The organism is Streptomyces sp. NRRL WC-3549, assembly GCF_000721935.1.
Lineage (GTDB): Bacteria > Actinomycetota > Actinomycetes > Streptomycetales > Streptomycetaceae > Streptomyces.
In genome coordinates, this window is the sequence record NZ_KL585386.1 from 33,628 (window position 1) to 36,377 (window position 2,750).

Annotated in this window: 2 protein-coding genes; both read right to left on the minus strand. The window is 71.9% G+C overall.

Features of this window, described 5'->3' with window-relative positions:
- Nucleotides 1–64: 64 nt before the first annotated feature.
- Nucleotides 65–1,090 (minus strand): C40 family peptidase, encoded by a 1,026-nt coding sequence (locus tag IH13_RS0104455; protein WP_031081162.1) that lies wholly within the window; start codon nt 1,088–1,090, stop codon nt 65–67.
- A 293-nt stretch (nt 1,091–1,383) separates the two neighbouring features.
- A complete protein-coding gene (locus IH13_RS0104460) occupies nt 1,384–2,745 on the minus strand; it encodes an NYN domain-containing protein (protein WP_031081164.1) in 1,362 nt (453 codons plus the stop codon).
- Nucleotides 2,746–2,750: the final 5 nt, after the last annotated feature.

Here is a 2,750-nt window from a genome sequence, read left to right on the forward strand (position 1 = left end):
TGACCTGGGGTCTCCGGCGGGGCGGCCGTCAGTGAGAGGGGGCGAGGATTCGCCCGTTCGGGTGTCAGATGCGCACGCCGAACTGGAAGGAGCCGAGGTACTGCATCGCCTCGTAACGGACGGTCTTGCCCGGGTACGGAGCGTGCAGGACCTGGTTGTTGCCGGCGTAGATGCCGACGTGCGTGGTGTTGCTGAAGAAGACCAGGTCGCCCGGCTGCAGGGCGCTGCGGCCGATGTGGACACCGTCGTTGACCTGCGTGTAGGTCGTGCGGCTGATCTGGACGCCGGCCTGGGCGAAGGCCCACTGGGTCAGCCCCGAGCAGTCGTACGAGTTGGGGCCGGAGCCCCCGGAGACGTACGGCTTGCCGATCTGCGTGGCGGCGGCGGCGAGGGCGGCGGCGCCCCGGCCGGACGCCGGGGCCTCGTTGCCCAGCTCGACCCGGTCGCTGGCGGCGCGGCTGGCGCGCTCGTCGTCCTTGGCCATCTTGGCGCGCTCGGCCTCGGTGAGGGTGTTGAGCAGCTGACGGGCGTCGGCCAGCTTGCCCTGGTACTTCTTCTTGTTCTCGCTCAGCGTCTTGCGGACCTCGGCGAGGTCGTCGAGCTTGCCCTGCGCCTCCTTGCGCTGCTGGGCGAGCGCGCGCTGCTTGGCCTGGATCTTCTGCAGGGACTCGGCCTGCTTGGCCGTCAGCTGGTCGAGCGCGGAGGCCTGTTCGAGGAAGTCGTCCGGGTCGGAGGAGAGCAGCAGCTGGACGGACGGGTCGAGGCCGCCGGAGCGGTACTGCGCGGTGGCGAGCGAACCCAGCTCACCGCGGAGGGTGTTCAACTCCTCCTGGCCGCGGGCGACCTTGTCCTGCAGCGCGTCGACCTGCTTCTTGAGCTTGTCCTGCTGCTCCTTGGCGCCGTTGGCCTTCTCGGTGGCGGCCTCGGCCTCGTGGTAGAGCTTGTCGACCTTCGCCTTGACCTCACTCTTGGTCGGCTTGGGGTCGGCGTGCGCGGCCTGTGAGGACAGGGCGACGGCTGCGGCGGCGGTCGCGGTGAGCACGGTCACGCGAGTGCGGCTCGGCTGCTTGGGACGACGGTGGGACGCCACGAAGGCGAGCTCCTTCTTCCTCGAGCCGCCTACCGGGCTGTGGGGGAGAGCGGATCCCCGGCTCCGTGCATGTCACGGACTCGGCGGTTCCTTCGCCGTCACCCCGGGTGGGCGATCAACCGTGCGAAGGTTCGAGGCCTGACCCTAGTGACCATCTTGTGATCAGTTCAAATCCTCACAGGAAAAATCTCGTCACACCAGGCACTTCTTTACTTTCATCGCACTGGCTGTAGCGGGGACTTGACGGTACGTTCCCCGATTCCCGGCAAGCCGCCCATGCCACCCAAGAAGTACTAGACGCGCGAAAGGCGCTTCAGGAGCAAGGCGGACGCGACGGGTCGCGCCCCCGCCTTCGCCACACCGTCGGCGACCTCGCGGTCGGTGGAGACCACCACCACGGGCCTGCCCGGCGGTTCGGCGCGCGCCAGCTGCCTGATCAGCTCGTCGGCGGTGACCCCCGCCTTGCTGAACAGCACGCGCACCCCGCGCGGTGGGGCGAGCAGCACCGGGGCCGCCAGCTCCGCCCCGTCGAAGACACAGGTCATCTCGGCGCCGGTACGGGCCGCGAGGACCGAGAGGCCGCCCAGCAGCCGCAACCGCTGCTTCTCCAGGGGCATCTGGGGATAGCCGGTCTTGGTGACGTTGTAGCCGTCCACGATCAGATGCGCCTGCGGGAGGGCCAGCAACTGGTCCAGCAGCGCCGGATCGGTCTCCGACAGGGCCCTGGCCGCGATGTCCTTCGGCGACATACGGCCGGGCTCCACCGCGTCGACACCGTCCGCCGGGCGGATCGAGGCGGGCGGCAGGGCCAGTTCGCGCCGCAGCCCCTGCGCCGCGTCGAGCACGGTGTCCAGCAGCAGTCGCAGCCGCATGTCCTCCACGGAGCGCCCCTCCCTGGCCGCCCGCCGACTCGCCTCGACAGCGGTCTCGGCCTCGGCGAGGCGGGCCTTGAGCCGCCGGGACTCGCTCTCGGCGGCGGAGACGCGGGCGGCGGCCTCGGCCCGCACGGCGTCGGCCTCGGCACTCCCTTTGCGCAGGGCCGCCTCGCCGCGCTTCACCTCGCTGAGCGCGCTGCGCAGCTTGCGCTGCAGGGACTCGGCCTCCTTGCGGCTCGCGTCGAGCTCCGCACGCAGCCGTTCGGTCTCGGCCCTGGTGCGGTCGCGGGCGTGGACGAGCTCCTCGCGCAGCCTGGCCAGCTCGCGCCGGGTCTCCTCGTCCGCGCGTTCGGCGTCGGCCCGCTGGACCTCCTCGCCCACCGCGGCCACCAGCTTGACCCAGCCGTCCGGCCGGAGCACGTAGGCGACCGCGGCCACGTCCACCGGGTCGGCGGCGGCGGGGGGCGCCCCGGCCGTCAGCGCCTGGGCCAGCTCCGGCTGGCTCCGGGCGATCCGCTCGCCGATGCGCCGCCGGAACACCGGATCGCTCTCCAGCGCGGCCGCCATGGCGTTGCCGGCGAACTTGGCGCGCCGGGTCGGGGTGAAACGGGCGTACTGTCTCAGCTGGGCGGGGAGTTCGCCGACGGTCAGGCCGCCGAAGGCGTCCGAGACGAGGACCACGACCTTGCGGCGCACGCCCTCGGGCAGCGGGCGGTCGAGCGACTCCGCGGCACCGCCGGCCTCATCGGCCGGTTCGGCGCCGCCTGTCGGCTGCTCCACCATCC